Below are 16,276 nucleotides of genomic sequence, written 5' to 3'. Positions count from 1 at the left end.
AACGGGGTGCCTTAAACCTTCCTATGAAAGATTAGAATTTGGACTTAAGGGCTTGCGGGCAAGGCACTTCTTTATAAGTGTGGTTCGGGTTGCCTGCGGCTTCCATCCAAGTGGCGAGGAAGAGGCAGCCTTCCTTGGCTTCAGCATCGTTTGCAAAGGCGCTGTTGCACTTCTTGGTAAGGCATTCCTTACGCAGGGTGAGGAGGTTGCCATTGTAACCGACTTCCTTTTCGCAGTCGGAGAGGAGGCCACCGTATGTCGTGGTGTTTTGCGGAATGTTCCAGCCCATCTGGCTGCATCCGTTAAATGCACCGAATCCGCCACCCGGAATCATGATGTCGAACTGGCCGCCTTGCACGTCGTAACCGATGTTGGAAGCCATCACGACGAGGGTCTTGCCCTTGAGTGCCTGATGGTTAGCCTTGGTTTCGTACTTGCCAGTGCCGGTGAAGGTGAGGGCGAAGCACTTGCCGCATGTAGCATCGTTACCCGGAGTCGCTGCGAAAGCGTAGGCGAGTTTGTCGCTCACGATTATAGGAATCTGGCTTGTGCAAGTTGTACCCTGGCCACCAGAGCAGATGCTGCCGCTAGTGTTGCCAATCGGATTCTTGCCCTTGGCATCGCAAGTCTTGGCTGCACCGCCATGTTCCGGCCATGCGCAGTGAGGCATGCAGCAGTCCCAATAACGGGTAGCGAAGCCCTGCTGTCCACCGGCGCCAGCGTTGAGATACTGGGCTTCTTCAGCGGAAGCGTTGGGGTTGCTTTGTGTCTGGGAGCTGCTCGACTTGGGAGCGCTGCTGGAGGATTTCGGCTGACTGCTGGAAGACTTCGGCTGTTGCTGAGAAGAAGAGGACTTTGCACTGCTAGAAGATTTGGCTGTGCTGTTGGAGCTCTTTGCCGGAGAGTTGCCGCTAACCGTCAATACGAAGGAGAACTTCTGGCCATCGATAGTAATTTCTTCTGTGGCCGTTGCTTCATTCCAGTAATCAGGAACGGAACCTTCAAGAGAGTAGGTCTTTGCGTTCTTGTCGTAGTTTGCTTGCAAGAAGTGCAATGTCCAGTTGCGGTTCGGTTCGGATTCAACACCGCTAAAGGTCACCTTGCTGATGGAGGCTCCCTTTGCGACTGTCTGGGTCAAGTTACCTGTCACGGTGACGTTACCAACTACAGTAGGCTGTGTTGCAGAAGAGCTTGCCGGCTTCGGCTGGTCAACCTTTTGAGAAGAGGAAGACTTCGGCTGCTGCTGGTTGTTCTTGGCAGAGCTAGAGCTTGCAACAGGAGTCGGGCCCGGAATATATGCCGAGGAACTGCTGACAGCTACGATTGCACTGGAGCTAACGCCTGTGCCGATATTGGCTGCGTTCGGATCGATTCCGCCCGGGAGAAGAATTGTCTGTCCGGTAATGGTTGCCTTGGATCCATCGGCGTAGGTAATTGTCTTGTCCGGACTGACAACAGGGAGGGTTGCAAGGTTTACGTTATTTACAATTGCATTGCCGCTCAAGTCCACGATAGAACCTGTAGCGACATCGAATGCACCAACAGGAATGCTAGTTTCGTTGGTGACGAGATATGTGCCTGTTCCGTTCGGCACGATTAAGAAAATTTGTGAGCCCGCCACGAGCATCCAGCTATTTTGATCTACTTCGAGAGCAGGTTTTGGAGTAGCGGTTGCTTCGATGCCAGATTGTGCAGCGGAAGCGAGGTCTTCGGAGCAGTTCCATGCGACGAGGGAAAGGCCGAAAACGGCGAGGGTTTTGAAAATTTTATTCTTCATAGTGTATACTAAGCCCTTAAAAAGTTGCACCCATGAATCCAATCATCCCGGCTTAAAGATAAAATCTTATTGAGAAAAATGCTCGTAAATAAGAGTAAAAAGAACTAAACAGGAACAAATTGTGAATCATAACACAAACTGTTTATTATCAAAGACTTACAAAAAAGAAAAACGCCCCTTACCGGGGCGTTTAGTTCCATTTTAGACTTGTCGATTAGTACTTGTCCTTGAGTACCTGCGGGCATTCCACTTCCACGTATTCGTGGTTCGGGTTGCCTGCTGCTTCCATCCATGTTGCAAGGAAGAGACAGCCCTTCTTTGCTTCTTCGTCGTTGGCGAACGACTTGTTGCACTTTTCGGTGAGGCAGCTCTTGTATTTGCCTGCGGCGTATTTCGTCTCGGTTTCGCAATCAGAGAGGAGACCGCCGTATTGTGCGCCCTGGCTGCCCCAGCCCATGCTAGAGCATCCGTTGAACATACCGACGCCACCACCCGGAATCATGATGTCGAACTGCCCTTGCTGAACGTCGCCACCTACGTTGGTTGCCATGATGATGAGCTTCTTGCCTTTAAGTCTCTTGATGTTTGCGTCGTTAGAATACTTACCGGTACCGGTGAAGGTAAGCTGGAAGCACTTACCGCAGGAGCCGCCGTTTGCTGCCGGAACTGCCGCGAATGCGAATGCCATTTCGGTACAGCCGTCAATCGTAAACGGAATTTGGCTTGTGCAAGTCATCTGAGGACCGCCACTGCAGATACTGCCGTCGCCCCAGTTCGTGTTTGCGGACTTGCCCTTGTTGGTGCACTGCTTGGAGAAGTTGCCACCAGAGTGTTCCGGCCATGAGCAGTGAGGCTTGCAGCAATCCCAATAACGGGTTGCCCAACCAGAACCGCCGTTGCCCTTAGTCTTGATTGTCGGGCACTTGCCGGTCACAGGTGCAGAACTGCTGCTCGGAGGAGGTGCGGAACTGCTGCTCTTCGGTTGAGAAGAACTGCTCTTGGGTTTGGAGCTGCTGCTGTTCGGGTTTGGCGGGATATAAGTAGAGGAACTGCTAACAATCGGTTGCTGTGAGCTCGAAGATACGACTGGAGCGGTATAATCCACGCACTTGGCACCCGGTGTAAGGATGGGGAGCGTTAAGATGTTCGAAGTCGTAGTGAGTACAGTGACCATGTCAATGTACTTGATGGTATTTGTTGTAAAGTCGGCATAACCGATGGGTGTGCCATCTGGCATGGTGACGACAGTGTTCTGGTAAATGACGTAGTCGCCAGTCGCATCCTTCAAGTGGAAGGCCGGTTCCAGAATCTTGTAGCGGACATTGTCGCCGTGGATAAGCGGAAGGGTATTGAGATCGATGTTGTTGACAACCGGCTTGCCGGACATATCGACTACATTGACGAGCGTAGAACCCGAAGTTGCGACGATTGTACCGACTTGCGTACCGGCTTCATCAGTTACCGTGAGGTCTGCGTAAAGGAGGTATTTCTTGTCGGCCACTAAGTACCAAGCGTCAACGCAGGTCGAAATGGAGGCATCGGGCTGCGGATTCGTATTGCACCTTGCAGCGTCGCCAGGAATTACCGGCGTTTTAGCCAAATCAACCTGAGGAATGATGGTATTGCCTGCCATGTCCTTGACGATGGCGATCAATGTTCCCTGGATAGGGACGAGCTTACCGACTTGGTTTCCGGCAAGGTCGGTGACTCTTTGATCTTTATACATCAAAAGACCCTGTTCTTGCAGATACCAAGCGTCTTCACAAGGTATAATAGAAACATCGCTACCATTGCTGGGCGATTTATCATCCGAACAAGAACAAGCCAAAATAATAGTTCCAAGCGAAAGCAAGGATCTCAAAAAGGGGTATTTCATAGAAGTTCCTCAGAAATATTCCCCAAACACCTCGTGTAAAGATAGAAATGTGTATATATAATGTCTTGTAAAAAAACTTTTCGCATCGATTTCGTGTTGTGATAGTGACTTAGAACAAATTGGACGGGGGAGAACGGGCCTCGGCTTTTGTAAAACATTGTAAAAATTATTGATGTAAAAATCTTTTTACATTTTGTAACGTGTTGAAAATCACGGGCTTAGTGAATTTAATTGAGTTGTTGATAAATTGTTAGAAAATTGGTTTTATAGTTGAAATAAAATATTGAACCTTTGAAATTTAAGCAAAAAAGGGCAATTTTTACCTAGGATTTAAGCGTGTTTTCAACAGCCGAAAAACGATGAAAAAGTTGTGGATAAGTCCGAAAATCCGCATTTTTGGCGAAATTTCAAAAGAAAAAATCTTGCAAATAATCTAGAAATTATTAAATTTGTGTTCCAATTTCGCAGAGTACCGCTTCCTATGCTTTGCGAAAATACGGAGAACTCAAGTAGTTCTCTTGAACTTGAAGCGATAAACCTTCTGCTGAAGAAGAGGAAAAAATGGCAAAAGAACATTTTGACAGAAGCAAGCCGCACTGCAACATCGGCACCATCGGCCACGTTGACCACGGTAAAACCACTTTGACCGCTGCAATCTGCACCACCCTTGCTGCTAAGGGTCTTGCCGCTGCAAAGCGTTTCGACGAAATCGACAACGCTCCGGAAGAAAAGGCTCGTGGTATCACGATTAACACCTCCCACGTGGAATACACCACTGCTAACCGTCACTACGCACACGTCGACTGCCCGGGGCATGCTGACTATGTGAAGAACATGGTGACTGGTGCTGCTCAGATGGACGGCGCTATCCTCGTCGTTGCTGCTACTGACGGCCCGATGCCGCAGACTCGCGAACACATCCTTCTCGCTCACCAGGTTGGCGTGCCGAAGATCGTCGTGTTCATGAACAAGTGCGACATGGTTGACGATGCCGAAATTCTCGACCTCGTCGAAATGGAAGTCCGCGAACTTCTGTCTAAGTACGACTTTGACGGCGACAACACGCCGATTATCCGTGGTTCCGCACTCAAGGCCCTCGAAGGCGATCCGGAATACCAGGACAAGGTCATGGAACTCATGAACGCTTGCGACGAATACATCCCGCTCCCGCAGCGCGATACCGACAAGCCGTTCCTCATGCCGATCGAAGACGTGTTCACGATTACTGGCCGCGGCACTGTCGCTACTGGCCGTATCGAACGCGGTGTCGTTCGCTTGAACGACAAGGTCGAACGTATCGGTCTCGGTGAAACCACCGAATACGTCATCACCGGTGTTGAAATGTTCCGTAAGCTCCTCGACGACGCTCAGGCCGGCGACAACGTTGGTCTCTTGCTCCGTGGCGCTGAAAAGAAGGACATCGTCCGTGGCATGGTTCTCGCCGCTCCGAAGTCCGTTACTCCGCACACCGAATTCAAGGCTGAAATCTACGTTCTCACGAAGGACGAAGGTGGCCGCCACACGCCGTTCATGAACGGCTACCGTCCTCAGTTCTACTTCCGCACCACCGACGTTACCGGCACGATTCAGCTCCCGGAAGGCGTCGAAATGGTTACCCCGGGTGATACCGTCACGATTCACGTGAACCTCATCGCTCCGATCGCCATGGAAAAGCAGCTCCGCTTCGCTATCCGCGAAGGTGGACGTACTGTTGGTGCTGGCTCTGTTACCGAAATCATCAAGTAAGGAATAATCATGGCTGGTGAACGCATCCGTATTCGCTTGAAGAGCTTCGATCATCGTATGATCGACCGCTCCGCTCAAGATATCGTGAATACAGCTAAGAACACTGGGGCTCGTATTGCAGGCCCCATCCCTCTCCCGACGAAGATCCAGAAGTATACGGTGCTCCGCTCTCCGCATATTGACAAGACTTCTCGTGAACAGTTCGAATCCCGTACGCACAAGCGTCTTATCGACATCCTTGATGCTACGCCGCAAACTGTAGATTCCCTCATGAAACTTGACTTGCCGGCAGGCGTTGAAGTCGAAATTAAGGTCTAATAACAATGAACGGTATTCTCGCAAAGAAATTGGGAATGACCCAAGTGTTCACGGAACAGGGCGAATGCGTCCCTGTCACGGTTCTCGAAGCCGGTCCGTGCGTGGTCGTTTGCCATAAGACAGAAGAGAAGGACGGCTACACTGCTGTCCAGATCGGCTTTGGTCTCAAGAAGGAACAGCGCGCCAATAAGGCAGAAGTCGGCCATTTCAAGAAGGCTGACGTGGCTGTTCGTGAACACCTCGCTGAATTTGATGTCGCTGATCTCGAATCCTGGCCGGTTGGCAAGGAATTCGGCGCTGCCGACTTCGCTGATGCAAAGACTGTGAACGTCTCTGGCATCTCCAAGGGTCATGGTTTCTCTGGCACTATCAAGCGCCACGGTTTCCATAGCGGTCCTCGTTCCCATGGTACGCACAATATGCGCGAACCGGGTGGTACGTCCGCTCACTCCTATCCGGGTCGTGTTTTCCCGGGTAAGCGTATGGCTGGTCAATACGGCAACAAGAAAGTGACCGTGAAGCACCTCCAGGTCGTCAAAGTTGATGGCGACCGCAACCTGATCTTCGTCCGTGGCGCTGTCCCGGGCCCGAAGAACAGCATTATCGTGGTGAGGAAAGACTAATGGCTAGTGCAAAGCTTTTCGCCGCTACTGGCGATTTTAAGAATGATATCCAGCTCCCGGCTCTCTTCGACCAGGAAGTCAACAAGGTCTGCATGTACCTCCACATCAAGGCTATCCTGAACAACAACCGTCAGGGTACTGCTCAGACTAAGTCCAAGGGCGAAGTCAGCGGCGGTGGCCAGAAGCCGTGGAAGCAGAAGGGTACGGGTCGCGCTCGTTCCGGCCAGAACACCTCTGCAGTTTGGGTTCGTGGTGCCAAGGCTCACGGTCCGAAGTCTCATGACTACTTCGAAAAGGTTAACAAGAAGGTCAAGAAGATCGCATTCCACTCCGCTCTCGCCTCCAAGGCAAGCGAAGGTAAGGTCTCCGTGTTCGAAGCTCTCAGCTTCGCCGCTCCGAAGACTAAGGATCTCCTCGCAGTTCTTTCCAAGTCTGGTATCGAACAGCGTAACGTCCTCTTCATCGTTAGCGAAAAGGATCAGAACCTTTATCTTTCTTCCAACAACATTCCTTGGTGCCGCTGCGCTCGCGTAGCTGACGTCAACACTTACGATGTTGTTCGCGCAAATAACGTTGTCATCTCTCAGGCTGCTCTTGCAGAACTTGAAGGAGGCCGCTAATGAAAGAAATTCGTGAAATCCTCGTTGCTCCGCACGTTACCGAAGAAACCATGAAGAACATGGTCAATCCGCGTAACGACGTGCACAAGTACGTATTCAAGGTTGCCTTGGACGCTAGCAAGGAAGACATCAAGTACGCTATCGAAAAGCGCTTTGACGTCAAGGTCGCTAAGGTCAATACTTTGATCAACCGCGGCAAGATCAAGCGCGTCCGTATGGTCGCTGGCAAGAAACCGAACTGGAAGAAGGCCTACATCACGTTGAAGGCCGGGCAAAAGATTGCCGAGTTTGAAGGAGTATAACCATGGGTCTGAAATCTTATCGCCCGATTACCCCGACACTGCGTTACAAGCAGCTTGGTGACCGCAAGGAAATCACCGCTGCCAAGCCGTACAAGCCGCTTACCGAAGGTATCAAGCGCAGCTCCGGCCGTAACAATGCTGGTGAAATTACCTCCCGTCGTCGTGGTGGTGGTCACAAGAAACTGTATCGTATCATCGACTTCAAGCGTCAGTTTGCCGGTCTCTCCTGCACTGTCGAAACAATCGAATACGATCCGAACCGTACAGCTCGCATCGCTCTCGTCAAGTACGAAAACGGCAAGCGTGCATACATCATCGCTCCGGCCGAAATCAAGGTTGGCGATGTGCTGAAAGCTGGTGAAGGTGCTGAATTCCGCGTAGGTAACGCAATTCCTCTCCGCGACATTCCGCTCAACACCATTATCCACAACATCGAAATGAAGCCGGGCAAGGGTGCTCAGATTGCTCGTTCCGCTGGTGCCGGTGCAGAACTGGTTGCCAAGGACGGCAAGCTCTGCCAGGTCAAGCTTCCGAGTGGCGAAGTTCGCTACATCCCGGAAGAATGCCTCGCTACCGTTGGTCAGGTTTCCAATATCGATCACATGAATGAATCCTCGGGTTCTGCAGGCCGCTCTCGCTGGCTCGGCAAGCGCCCGGCCGTCCGTGGTGTCGTTATGAACCCGGTCGACCACCCCCTTGGTGGTGGTGAAGGTCGTACCTCTGGTGGTCGTCATCCGTGCTCTCCTTGGGGTAAGAACTCTAAGGGTGCTAAAACTCGTAACAACAAGCGTACTGATAAGTTCATCGTACGTCATCGTCAGAAGAGGGCCTAATTCATGTCTAGATCCCTTAAGAAAGGTGCGTTCGTGGATTCCCACGTTCTCAGCAAGGCCCAGGCGATGGCCGGTTCCGACAAGAAACAGGCTATCAAGACCTGGTCCCGTCGTTCCACAATCGTCCCGGATATGGTCGGACTCACTTTCTCCGTCTATAACGGCAAGCAGTTCCTTCCGGTTTATGTCACCGAAAACATGGTTGGCCATAAGCTCGGCGAATTCGCTCTGACCCGTACTTTCCGCGGTCACCGCAAGACTGAAACTGCTGGAGGCAAGAAATAATGCAAGCTGTTGCTAAAGTTAAAAACGTCCGTTACGGCGTTCGCAAGCTCCGTCGCGTAGTTGACCTCGTTCGTGGCAAGTCCGTCAGCGAAGCCTTCGCGATGCTCTCCATCCTCCGTACGCAGACCAAGGGTGCTCCGCTGGTTGAAAATGCTCTCAAGTCCGCTGTCGCTAACTTGAAGCAGAAGTCCGCCGCTCCGGTTTCCGCCGAAGAAATCGTGATCAAGACCATCACCGCTGATGGTGGTACGATCATGAAGCGTATTCACCCGCGTTCCCAGGGCCGTGCTTTCCGTATCGAAAAGCCGCTCTCCCACATCACCGTCGTTGTCGCAGACAAGGAGAATTAATAATGGGTCACAAAACTCATCCTAATGGTCTTCGTCTTGGCGTTATCCGCGGTTGGGAATCCAAGTGGTATGCCGAAGACAAGTTTGCCGATCTTCTCTATGAAGATATCGTGCTCCGTCGCTACTTGATGAAGCGTTTCGAACATGCCTCCCTTTCCAAGGTCGGCATCGAACGTACCGTCAAGAAGGTGAACGTTAACCTCTATACCGCTCGCCCGGGTATCGTTATCGGTAAAAAGGGCGAAGAATTGGAACGTTTGAAGGGCGAACTCCAGTTCCTCACCGGTAAAGAAATCTATATTGCAGTCCACGAAATCAAGCGTCCGGAAACTGATGCCAAGCTCGTGGCTGAAAACATTGCTCGCCAGCTCGAAAAGCGTATTTCTTTCCGCCGTGCCATGAAGCGCGCTATCCAGTCCGCTATGCGCATGGGCGTTGAAGGAATCAAGGTGCAGTGCGGTGGCCGTCTCGGCGGTGCTGAAATTGCACGCGTTGAAAAGTATGCTGAAGGCCGCGTGCCTCTGCACACTCTTCGTGCTGACATCGACTACGCAACTGCCATCGCTAAGACCGTTTATGGTGCCATCGGTATCAAGGTGTGGATCATGCACGGTGAAAAGATTGGTAAGGACGTCATGAACGACAACAAGAGAGAGAAGTAATTATGCTGAGTCCGAAAAGAACATTGCATCGTAAGCAAATGAAAGGGCGCATGAAGGGCGTCGCCTCTCGTGGCAACTATATCGCCTTTGGCGAATTCGGTATCCAGGCTCTTGAAAAGTGCTGGCTCACCGCTCGTCAGATCGAAGCTGCTCGTATCGCCATGACTCGTAAGATCAAGCGTGGTGGCCGCGTTTGGATCCGCGTCTTCCCCGATAAGCCGATTACCCGTCACCCTGCAGAAGCCCGTATGGGTAAGGGTAAGGGCGCAGTCGAATTCTGGGCAGCCGTAATCCTCCCGGGTCGCATCCTTTTTGAAATGGGTGGTGTTGAACGTGAACTTGCCATGGAAGCTCTCCATGTCGCAATTCAGAAGCTCCCCCTTAAGTGCAAAATCATCGAAGAATCGGAGATCTAATGAAAGCACGTGAATTGAAAGAACTGGGCGTTGACCAGCTCAAGGAAAAACTGGCTCAGTTGAATCTCGATTTGTTCAATTACCGCATGACTGCGAAGCTCGGTAATTTGGAAAAACCCTCTGTGATTCAAGCTGCCCGCAAGGACATCGCCAGAATCAAGACCATCCTCAGCGAAAAGGCCAAGGCATAAGCCGGCAGGAGCAGGAAATGGAAAGAAACCTTCGTAAAGTCAAGCAGGGTATCGTCTCTTCCGACAAGATGGACAAGACGATTACGGTTGTGGTCGAAAACCGCAAGCGTCACCCGATGTACAACAAGATCATGACTACGACCAGCAAGCTCAAGGCTCACGATGAAAAGAATGAAGCCGAAGAAGGCGACTTGGTTGAAATCATGGAAACTCGTCCCCTCTCTGCAACGAAGCGCTGGCGCCTCGTCCGCATTGTGGAAAAGAAGAAGTAAACTCCTGGAGTAAGGCGAATATGATTCAAGAAGAAACCAGACTCGTCGTGGCCGATAACAGTGGTGCCAAGGAAGTCGCCTGCATCCGTGTTTTGGGTGGCACAAACCGTCGCTATGCTAGCATCGGTGATGTCATCAAGGTAGCCGTTAAGGACGCTATCCCCCAGAGCAAGGTGAAGAAGGGTTCCGTGGCCGACGCCGTTGTCGTCCGCACAGCAAAAGAAATCGCACGTCCGGACGGAACGTTCATTCGTTTCTCCGACAACGCAGTGGTTCTCATCAACAAGGATGGCGAACCGCGTGGAACCCGTATTTTTGGACCGGTGGCTCGTGAGCTCCGTGACAAGAAGTACATGAAGATCATCTCCCTCGCACCTGAGGTTCTCTAATGGCTAACATCAAGAAGAATGATATCGTCAAGGTGATTTCCGGTGCTAATAAAAAGACCGGCACCGTGATCAGTGTCAAGGGCGACAAGGTGACCGTTTCGGGTGTTAACGTCCGCAAGCGTCACGAAAAGCCGTCCCAGACCAATCAGACTGGTGGCATCGTTGAAAAGGAAATGCCGATTCACATTTCCAACGTGATGCTTCTCGAAGGCAACACTCCCGTTCGTACCCGCATCGTTCGCGAAAAGGGTAAGAAGGGCGTTCGTACCAGTGTTAAAACTGGAAAGGCTGTGTAAGGTAACGTAATGAACCAGATGAAGCAATTCTATCTCGAAAAGGTCGTTCCGGCCTTGCAGCAAAAGTTTGCCTACAAGAACGTGATGCAGATTCCGCGTCTCGAAAAGATCGTGCTCAACATGGGCGTGGGCGCCGCTTCCCAGAACCGCAAGATTCTCGACGAAGCTGCTGACACTCTCACTGCTATCACCGGTCAGAAGGCTATTGTCACTAACGCTAAGAAGGCTGTCGCTAACTTCCACCTCCGTGAAGGTATCGGCATCGGTGCTAAGGTCACCCTTCATGGCGACAACATGTGGGACTTCCTCTATCGTTTCATCAACATCGACCTTCCGCGTGTCCGTGACTTCCGTGGTCTCGCACGCCGTGGCTTTGATGGCATGGGTAACTTCACCCTCGGCATCAAGGAACAGACGATCTTCGTTGAAATCGATATCGACAAGATTTCCCGTACTTTCGGTATGGACATCTCCTTCGTCACCTCCGCTAAGACGGACGATGAAGGTCGCGCCCTTCTCGAAGAACTTGGACTCCCCTTCAGGAAGTAAGGTAATACCATGGCAAGCAGAAGAATGATTGAAAAATGCAAGCGTACTCCGAAGTATACCGTTCGTGGGTACAACCGTTGCAAGCGTTGCGGTAGGCCGCACGCCTTTATGCGCCGCTTTGGCCTTTGCCGTATTTGCTTCCGCGAAATGGCACTCGCCGGCGAAATCCCCGGTATCACAAAGTCGTCTTGGTAAGGAGAGTATACTCATGGCAATGACAGATCCTATCGCCGATATGCTCACCCGTATCCGCAATGCCTCTACGGCAAAGCTCCCCGTGGTGGACATTCCTGCCAGCAATCTGAAGCGTGATATTGCACGTGTGTTGCAGGAAAAAGGTTTCATTAAAAAGTTCGTCGTCGTTGATGACGGTAAGCAGGGCATCCTCAAGGTCCTCCTCCGTTACACGAAGGGCGAATCCGCTATCCAGGGCCTCCAGCGCGTTTCTACGCCGGGTCTTCGTCACTACGTTGACGTGGCCAAGCTTCCGCGCGTTCGCAATGGCCTCGGCTATGCAATCATCTCCACATCTAAAGGTGTCATGACTGACCACGAAGCCCGCGAACAGAAGGTGGGTGGCGAAGTCATCGCAAAGGTATGGTAAAGATGTCCCGTATCGGTAAAGCTATTATCACTATCCCGGCTGGCGTTAAAGTCGCCGTCAATGGTCAGAACATCAAGGTTGAAGGCCCGAAGGGTAAGCTCGAAACTAACGTTCACGAACTCATTTCCATCAATCTCGATGGCGATAAGCTCTCCTTCACCCGCCCGAACGATGAAAAGTTCACCCGCGCTATGCACGGCACCACTCGCGCTCTCGTCAATAACATGGTCGAAGGCGTCACCAAGGGTTTCCAGAAGACTCTCGAAATCGTTGGCGTGGGCTACCGCGTAGAACAGAAGGGTAAGGATTTGAACCTCGTCCTCGGTTTCTCTCATCCGGTGATCTTCAAGGCTCCGGAAGGCGTTGAACTGAAGGCTGTTGATCCGCTGAAGATTACGATCTCCGGCATCGACAAGCAGAAGGTCGGCCAAGCTGCAGCAGAAATTCGCAAGTACCGCAAGCCTGAACCGTATAAGGGCAAGGGCATCAAGTACGCTGGCGAAATTGTCCGTCGCAAGCAAGGTAAGAAGACAGGTAAATAAGGGTAAACTATGACTGCAATTGCTAAAAAAAGAATCCAGTCCAGAATCGCACGCCACGAACGCGTACGTAAGTCTGTTGTCGGAACTGCAGAATGCCCTCGTTTGGCTGTTCGCCGTTCCTTGTCTCACATGGTCGCCCAGATTTTTGATGACGAAAACAACAAGTCTGTCGCTCAGGTCACTACAGCTTCCAAGGAATTCCAGGGCAAGTTTGGTGAAATGACGAAGACCGAACAGGCTAAGCAGCTCGGTCTCCAGATTGCTGAAGTCGCCAAGTCCAAGGGCGTTGAATCCGTGGTCTTTGACCGCGGCGGTTACATCTATCACGGTCGCGTTCAGGCTCTCGCTGAGGGAGCTCGTGAAGGCGGACTCAAATTCTAGTGAGGTACACTTTGGAACGCGAAGCTCAAGTTTCTGAATTTGAAGACAAGGTTGTACACATCAACCGTTGCGCTAAGACCGTTAAGGGCGGCCGTCGCATGTCCTTCTCCGCTCTCGTTGTCGTTGGCAACAAGAACGGCAAGGTCGGTGTCGGTCTCGGCAAGGCTAAGGAAGTTTCCGAAGCTATCCGTAAGGGTACCGAAGCCGCTCAGAGAAACATCGTGGAAGTCCAGCTCCTTGATGGCACTATCCCGCACGACATCGAAGTGAAGAGCGGTTCTACCCGCATCCTCCTCATGCCGGCTGCTCCGGGTACTGGTGTTATCGCCGGTGCTGCTGCCCGTGCTGTTCTCGAACTCGCCGGTGTCCGCAACATCCTCACGAAGATTCACGGTTCTTCTAATCCGAGCACTGTCGTAAGTGCTTGCTTGGAAGGCCTGCTTTCTCAGAAGAACAAACAGGACTGCGCCAAGTTGCGTGGTTTTGAAGCCTAAGGAGTAATACCTAATGAAGAAAGTTCGTATTACTTTGATCAAGGGTATCGTCCGTCGCCTTCCGGTGCACCGCGCTAACGTGGCTGCACTCGGCCTCCGCAAGATCGGACAAACTGTTGAACACAATCTGACTCCGTCCATCGCTGGCATGATCAATGCCGTGAAGGACATGGTCAAGGTCGAGGAGATCTAAGATGGAACTCAATACTCTCAATCCTGGCAAGGCTGCCAAGGGCAAGAGCCGCAAGCGCATTGGTCGTGGTCCGGGCTCTGGCTGGGGCACTACTGCCGGTCGTGGTCAGAAGGGTGCTGGTGCTCGTAAGAGCGCTAAGGCCGGTCGCGTCGCTTTCGAAGGCGGCCAGATGCCGATTCACCGTCGTATCCCGAAGCGCGGCTTCAAGCACGCTGGTGTTGAATTCCAGATCGTGAACCTGAAGAAGCTCGCCGCTGTCAGCGCTGTTGAATTTGACGCCAAGGTCCTTTTCGACCTCGGCTTCATCAAGAGCGTCGAACTGCCGGTCAAGGTCCTCGCTTTTGGTTCTATCGACAAGGCTATCAACGTAAAGGTTAACGCTATCAGCGAAAAGGCAAAGTCTGCTATTGAAGCTGCTGGCGGCAAAGTTGAGATCATCTAATGGAAGCACTCAAGAAAGCCATCGATGCGTTCGTCAATGCGTTTAAGATTCCGGATCTGCGCAAGAAGATTCTCTTCACGCTCGGTCTCCTGATCGTCTACCGTATTGGCGCTCACATCTCCATCCCCGGAGTAAACGCTGCGGTTCTCGCAGAATACTTCAAAAATTCGAATAACTTGTTTGGCCTGTACGACTCGTTTACCGGCGGTGCATTTGCGAAAGCAACTGTATTTGCCCTCGGTATCATGCCGTACATCAGCGCAAGCATCATCATCCAGTTAATGGGTTCGGTGATTCCTGCCATCCAGATGCTCCAGAAAGAGGGTCAGGAAGGTCGCGCAAAGCTGAATCAGTATACCCGATACTTCACGGTAGTTCTTTCTGCCTTGCAGGGATGGGGCATTTCTATGTGGCTTTCTAACCTCAAGGTGACGACAGCCGCTGGTACGGGAATCTCGGTTCTCTCCGATAACTTCTCGTCCGGACTCGGTAATTTCGGCTTTCGTCTCCTTGCTACGTTAACCTTCACCGTAGGTACCATCTTCTTGATGTACCTTGGCGAGCAGATTACCTCGCACGGTGTGGGTAACGGTATTTCTCTTATAATTTTCGCCGGTATCGTCGGTGGCCTTCCGAGAGCCATCTTAGCCGAATGGGAAATGTTTAGCGAAGGCATCCAGCCCCTTGCGATCGAGGTCTTTATCTTGGCCATCGTGGTTGTGATTGTCGGGTTTATCGTTTTCGTCGAGCAGGCGACCCGTCGCATTCCACTCCAAAGTCCTCGCAGGACCGTCGGAAACAAGGTCTTGGGTGGTCAGGCTAGCTATTTGCCTTTCAAGGTGAACACCGCTAACGTGATTCCCGTGATCTTCGCAAGCTGCATCATGTTCATTCCAGCAATGGTTGCATCTTGGTTCCCGAACGTATCTGCGATGCAGGCTTTTGCTTCTGCATTTATTCCGGGTCACATCTCCTACAGCGTAGTAGATGCACTCCTCATCATATTCTTCACCTACTTCTACACGGCAATCCAGTACAACCCGAACGACATTGCCGAAAATCTCAAGAGGTCTGGTGGGTTTATTCCGGGAGTCCGTCCGGGTAAGCAGACAGCAGAATACATTGACCATGTTTTGACCAGAATTTCATTGCCAGGGTCCCTCTACCTCGCTTTAATCAGCGTTGTTCCCCTGCACTTGAAAGACGCTCTCAATATGAGTTTCTATATTGGGGGTACCTCGGTCCTAATCGTGGTAGGTGTTGCTCTGGATACTCTTCGTCAGCTCGAAGCCCAGTTGCATACCAAAAACTATGAAGGTTTCTTGAAACGTGGCCGCATTCGCGGCAGGATGGCATCCTAGTGGCTAAAGAAGAAGGTATACAAGTAGAAGGCGTTGTGTTGGAAGCTCTTCCCAACGCTTTCTTCCGTGTTCAACTTGGAAATGGTCACGAAATCCTGGCCCATGTTTCAGGAAAAATGCGCCGGCATTTTATTAGAATTTTGCCGGACGACAAAGTGTTGGTCGAGATTTCCCCGTACGATTTAAATCGCGGGCGAATTACTTACCGTTACAAGTAATAGGTATTACAAAAGAAGGTCAAACCTATGAAAATCAAAGCCTCCATCAAACCCAGATGTGAAAACTGCAAGATCATCCGTCGCAAGGGTGTATTGCGCATCATCTGTTCGAAGAACCCCCGTCACAAGCAGAAGCAGGGATAAGGAGATCGTATGGCACGTATCGCTGGTGTCGATTTACCGAAAAACAAGACTGTTGAATACGGTCTGACGGCAATCTATGGTGTCGGTCTGTTCACCGCTAACAAGGTCTGTGCTCAGCTGGGCATTGACAAGAACAAGAAGTGTGACGACCTGACTGAAGAAGAACAAGGTAAGATTCGTCATCTTTTGGAAGATGAATACTCTGTGGAAGGTCAGCTCCGCGCAGAAGTTACCTTGAACATCAAGCGTTTGCAGGATATTGGCTGCTATCGCGGCATCCGCCACCGCAAGGGCCTCCCGGTCCGCGGTCAGCGTTCCCGCACCAACGCCCGCACACGTAAGGGCCCCAAGAAGACTGTGGCTAACAAGAAGAAGTAAGGAGTATCATCGTG

At 51.5% G+C, this 16,276-nt stretch carries 28 protein-coding genes; 26 read left to right on the top strand and 2 right to left on the bottom strand.

Annotated elements, in window-relative coordinates:
* Nucleotides 1-31: 31 nt before the first annotated feature.
* Nucleotides 32-1,777 (bottom strand): glycosyl hydrolase family 5, encoded by a 1,746-nt coding sequence (locus tag BUQ91_RS11960; protein ID WP_072830930.1) that lies wholly within the window; start codon nucleotides 1,775-1,777, stop codon nucleotides 32-34.
* 214 nt (nucleotides 1,778-1,991) lie between these two features.
* A complete protein-coding gene (locus BUQ91_RS11955; RefSeq protein WP_074209425.1) occupies nucleotides 1,992-3,653 on the bottom strand; it encodes a glycosyl hydrolase family 5 in 1,662 nt (553 codons plus the stop codon).
* Nucleotides 3,654-4,214: 561 nt separating this feature from the next.
* Between BUQ91_RS11955 and tuf the strand changes: the two genes are divergently transcribed.
* From tuf to rpsM, 26 genes are read left to right on the top strand one after another with little or no spacing between them, the layout of a single operon-like run.
* Nucleotides 4,215-5,399 (top strand): elongation factor Tu, encoded by a 1,185-nt coding sequence (gene tuf, locus BUQ91_RS11950; RefSeq protein ID WP_014545994.1) that lies wholly within the window; start codon nucleotides 4,215-4,217, stop codon nucleotides 5,397-5,399.
* Nucleotides 5,400-5,408: 9 nt separating this feature from the next.
* Entirely contained in the window at nucleotides 5,409-5,717 is a 309-nt protein-coding gene (gene rpsJ, locus BUQ91_RS11945) for a 30S ribosomal protein S10 (RefSeq protein WP_014546117.1), read from the top strand.
* A gap of 5 nt (nucleotides 5,718-5,722) precedes the next feature.
* The gene (rplC, locus tag BUQ91_RS11940; RefSeq protein ID WP_014546116.1) at nucleotides 5,723-6,340 is read left to right on the top strand and encodes a 50S ribosomal protein L3; all 618 of its coding nucleotides are present in this window, start codon (nucleotides 5,723-5,725) and stop codon (nucleotides 6,338-6,340) included.
* Nucleotides 6,340-6,960, top strand: coding sequence for a 50S ribosomal protein L4 (gene rplD / locus BUQ91_RS11935; protein WP_072830543.1), 621 nt, complete (start codon nucleotides 6,340-6,342; stop codon nucleotides 6,958-6,960). The genes rplC and rplD overlap by 1 nt, the downstream gene beginning before the upstream one ends.
* Nucleotides 6,960-7,262 carry a 50S ribosomal protein L23 gene (gene rplW, locus BUQ91_RS11930; RefSeq protein WP_072830545.1) on the top strand — a complete coding sequence of 101 codons (303 nt, stop codon included), beginning with the start codon at nucleotides 6,960-6,962 and terminating at the stop codon, nucleotides 7,260-7,262. Before rplD ends, rplW begins: the two co-directional genes overlap by 1 nt.
* A gap of 2 nt (nucleotides 7,263-7,264) precedes the next feature.
* Nucleotides 7,265-8,095: a 50S ribosomal protein L2 gene (rplB, locus tag BUQ91_RS11925; protein WP_072830547.1), complete on the top strand. Its 831-nt coding sequence runs from the start codon at nucleotides 7,265-7,267 to the stop codon at nucleotides 8,093-8,095.
* A 3-nt stretch (nucleotides 8,096-8,098) separates the two neighbouring features.
* Nucleotides 8,099-8,380: a 30S ribosomal protein S19 gene (gene rpsS, locus BUQ91_RS11920; RefSeq protein ID WP_072830549.1), complete on the top strand. Its 282-nt coding sequence runs from the start codon at nucleotides 8,099-8,101 to the stop codon at nucleotides 8,378-8,380.
* A complete protein-coding gene (gene rplV / locus BUQ91_RS11915) occupies nucleotides 8,380-8,730 on the top strand; it encodes a 50S ribosomal protein L22 (RefSeq protein ID WP_014546112.1) in 351 nt (116 codons plus the stop codon). The genes rpsS and rplV overlap by 1 nt, the downstream gene beginning before the upstream one ends.
* A gap of 2 nt (nucleotides 8,731-8,732) precedes the next feature.
* A complete protein-coding gene (gene rpsC, locus BUQ91_RS11910) occupies nucleotides 8,733-9,392 on the top strand; it encodes a 30S ribosomal protein S3 (protein WP_014546111.1) in 660 nt (219 codons plus the stop codon).
* A 2-nt stretch (nucleotides 9,393-9,394) separates the two neighbouring features.
* A complete protein-coding gene (gene rplP, locus BUQ91_RS11905; protein ID WP_014546110.1) occupies nucleotides 9,395-9,808 on the top strand; it encodes a 50S ribosomal protein L16 in 414 nt (137 codons plus the stop codon).
* Nucleotides 9,808-9,999, top strand: a complete 192-nt coding sequence (gene rpmC / locus BUQ91_RS11900; protein WP_014546109.1) for a 50S ribosomal protein L29 — start codon at nucleotides 9,808-9,810, stop codon at nucleotides 9,997-9,999. Before rplP ends, rpmC begins: the two co-directional genes overlap by 1 nt.
* A gap of 17 nt (nucleotides 10,000-10,016) precedes the next feature.
* Nucleotides 10,017-10,271 carry a 30S ribosomal protein S17 gene (gene rpsQ, locus BUQ91_RS11895; RefSeq protein WP_015732012.1) on the top strand — a complete coding sequence of 85 codons (255 nt, stop codon included), beginning with the start codon at nucleotides 10,017-10,019 and terminating at the stop codon, nucleotides 10,269-10,271.
* Between the two features lie 20 nt (nucleotides 10,272-10,291).
* Nucleotides 10,292-10,660, top strand: coding sequence for a 50S ribosomal protein L14 (gene rplN / locus BUQ91_RS11890; RefSeq protein WP_015732011.1), 369 nt, complete (start codon nucleotides 10,292-10,294; stop codon nucleotides 10,658-10,660).
* Nucleotides 10,660-10,956 (top strand): 50S ribosomal protein L24, encoded by a 297-nt coding sequence (gene rplX, locus BUQ91_RS11885; RefSeq protein WP_072830551.1) that lies wholly within the window; start codon nucleotides 10,660-10,662, stop codon nucleotides 10,954-10,956. The genes rplN and rplX overlap by 1 nt, the downstream gene beginning before the upstream one ends.
* Nucleotides 10,957-10,965: 9 nt before the next feature.
* A complete protein-coding gene (gene rplE / locus BUQ91_RS11880; RefSeq protein ID WP_014546107.1) occupies nucleotides 10,966-11,505 on the top strand; it encodes a 50S ribosomal protein L5 in 540 nt (179 codons plus the stop codon).
* 9 nt (nucleotides 11,506-11,514) lie between these two features.
* On the top strand, nucleotides 11,515-11,700 hold the full coding sequence (locus BUQ91_RS11875; protein WP_014546106.1) for a type Z 30S ribosomal protein S14: 186 nt from the start codon (nucleotides 11,515-11,517) through the stop codon (nucleotides 11,698-11,700).
* Between the two features lie 13 nt (nucleotides 11,701-11,713).
* Complete coding sequence (rpsH, locus tag BUQ91_RS11870) at nucleotides 11,714-12,109, top strand: 30S ribosomal protein S8 (RefSeq protein WP_072830553.1); 396 nt, start codon at nucleotides 11,714-11,716, stop codon at nucleotides 12,107-12,109.
* Nucleotides 12,110-12,111: 2 nt separating this feature from the next.
* Nucleotides 12,112-12,651, top strand: a complete 540-nt coding sequence (gene rplF, locus BUQ91_RS11865; protein WP_072830691.1) for a 50S ribosomal protein L6 — start codon at nucleotides 12,112-12,114, stop codon at nucleotides 12,649-12,651.
* A 9-nt stretch (nucleotides 12,652-12,660) separates the two neighbouring features.
* The gene (rplR, locus tag BUQ91_RS11860) at nucleotides 12,661-13,032 is read left to right on the top strand and encodes a 50S ribosomal protein L18 (protein WP_072830555.1); all 372 of its coding nucleotides are present in this window, start codon (nucleotides 12,661-12,663) and stop codon (nucleotides 13,030-13,032) included.
* 11 nt (nucleotides 13,033-13,043) lie between these two features.
* Complete coding sequence (gene rpsE, locus BUQ91_RS11855; RefSeq protein WP_015732010.1) at nucleotides 13,044-13,526, top strand: 30S ribosomal protein S5; 483 nt, start codon at nucleotides 13,044-13,046, stop codon at nucleotides 13,524-13,526.
* 13 nt (nucleotides 13,527-13,539) lie between these two features.
* Entirely contained in the window at nucleotides 13,540-13,719 is a 180-nt protein-coding gene (gene rpmD, locus BUQ91_RS11850; protein WP_073442653.1) for a 50S ribosomal protein L30, read from the top strand.
* Between the two features lies 1 nt (nucleotide 13,720).
* The gene (gene rplO, locus BUQ91_RS11845) at nucleotides 13,721-14,161 is read left to right on the top strand and encodes a 50S ribosomal protein L15 (RefSeq protein WP_072830557.1); all 441 of its coding nucleotides are present in this window, start codon (nucleotides 13,721-13,723) and stop codon (nucleotides 14,159-14,161) included.
* Entirely contained in the window at nucleotides 14,161-15,522 is a 1,362-nt protein-coding gene (gene secY, locus BUQ91_RS11840; protein WP_072830559.1) for a preprotein translocase subunit SecY, read from the top strand. Before rplO ends, secY begins: the two co-directional genes overlap by 1 nt.
* On the top strand, nucleotides 15,522-15,740 hold the full coding sequence (gene infA, locus BUQ91_RS11835) for a translation initiation factor IF-1 (RefSeq protein ID WP_014546098.1): 219 nt from the start codon (nucleotides 15,522-15,524) through the stop codon (nucleotides 15,738-15,740). The genes secY and infA overlap by 1 nt, the downstream gene beginning before the upstream one ends.
* A gap of 27 nt (nucleotides 15,741-15,767) precedes the next feature.
* Complete coding sequence (gene rpmJ, locus BUQ91_RS11830; protein WP_014546097.1) at nucleotides 15,768-15,884, top strand: 50S ribosomal protein L36; 117 nt, start codon at nucleotides 15,768-15,770, stop codon at nucleotides 15,882-15,884.
* 9 nt (nucleotides 15,885-15,893) lie between these two features.
* Nucleotides 15,894-16,262 carry a 30S ribosomal protein S13 gene (gene rpsM, locus BUQ91_RS11825; RefSeq protein WP_014546096.1) on the top strand — a complete coding sequence of 123 codons (369 nt, stop codon included), beginning with the start codon at nucleotides 15,894-15,896 and terminating at the stop codon, nucleotides 16,260-16,262.
* The last annotated feature ends 14 nt before the right edge of the window (nucleotides 16,263-16,276 follow it).

Source organism: Fibrobacter sp. UWB11 (assembly GCF_900143015.1).
In the GTDB taxonomy this organism is placed as follows: Bacteria; Fibrobacterota; Fibrobacteria; order Fibrobacterales; family Fibrobacteraceae; genus Fibrobacter.
This window is presented reverse-complemented; position numbering and strand designations above follow the sequence as displayed.